Raw genomic sequence first — 1,160 nt, 5'->3', positions numbered from 1 at the left:
CTAAATAACTGTTCCAAACAGTAGATCACCAAAACGAAGGAACTCAATGCGGTTTGCGCGATCAGATCAGTCGCCAAACATAACCAACCAACAACCGCATTGAGTATGAACAAGATAGCATTTTTGTACGGCGCAGAAACCCGCCGATTGAAGAAAATTATTCATAAGACACGAGATAAAGACCTTTGCCGCAGAGCAACAGCGGTGTTGCTGGTTCTAAAAGGTAAAGCGAAATCTGAGGTAGCGAGACTACTTCAAGCAGGACGCTCATCGGTTATTCGCTGGGTTAAGTGGTATGAGTCGGCAGGTATTGATGGCTTAATAAGCAAACGCACAGGCCGCCCGCCAGTTCAGCCAAAGGGACTGCTTATTGATGTACTGAAGTTGTTGATTGAACGCAAACCTAGAGAGCTTGGTTATCAGCGTTCGCGATGGAGTACAGAGCTGTTAAGTCTGGTAATAAAACGAGCTCTTGGCTTGGTGGTTCACAGCTCAACAATACGCCGCTTACTGCCTAAATCCGGTATTGTCTGGCGCAGGGCTGCACCAACTTTGCGGATTAAAGATCCTGCAAAAGCAGAGAAAATGGCAGCTATTTATGAAGCTTTGGCCAATTGCAGCGCAGATCATCCGGTATTTTATGAAGATGAAGTGGATATCCACCTGAACCCGAAAATCGGGGCGGACTGGGGTTACAAAGGAAAGCAGCGCTTAGTGGTAACGCCAGGCCAAAACAAGAAGCACTATCTGGCGGGAGCCCTGCACAGCAAGACAGGCCAGATTAGCTATGTTGGTTCAATGAGTAAAAGCTCAGAGCTGTTTATCAGCTTGCTGGAAAAGTTAAAACGGCAATATCGGCGTGCAAAAACCATTACGTTGGTGGTGGATAACTACATAATCCATAAGAGTAAAAAAACGGCGGCATGGCTGCGCAAGAATCCGAAGTTCGTACTGTTGTTCCAGCCGGTATACAGCCCCTGGGTCAACAAAATTGAAAAGCTGTGGCATGCCTTACACGAGACCATTACGCGGAATCACTGTTGCAAAACGATGGATTCACTGTTGGAGCAGGTAGAACATTTTATGGACAATGCTGCACCATTCCCTGGTGGTGGGCATGGCTTGCAGCGGGTGTATCAGAGTTAGGATCAGTTATTTAG

At 46.9% G+C, this 1,160-nt stretch carries 1 protein-coding gene; it reads left to right on the top strand.

Going from position 1 to position 1,160, the window contains the following annotated elements:
• Positions 1-105 precede the first annotated feature (105 nt).
• The gene (locus QWF21_RS18005) at positions 106-1,146 is read left to right on the top strand and encodes an IS630 family transposase (protein ID WP_330089426.1); all 1,041 of its coding nucleotides are present in this window, start codon (positions 106-108) and stop codon (positions 1,144-1,146) included.
• Positions 1,147-1,160: the final 14 nt, after the last annotated feature.

The organism is Alkalimonas mucilaginosa (assembly GCF_036327005.1).
Classification (GTDB): Bacteria; Pseudomonadota; Gammaproteobacteria; order Enterobacterales; family Alteromonadaceae; genus Alkalimonas; species Alkalimonas mucilaginosa.
Note: the sequence above shows the minus strand (reverse complement) of the source record. Positions and strands in the feature narration are given on the sequence as shown.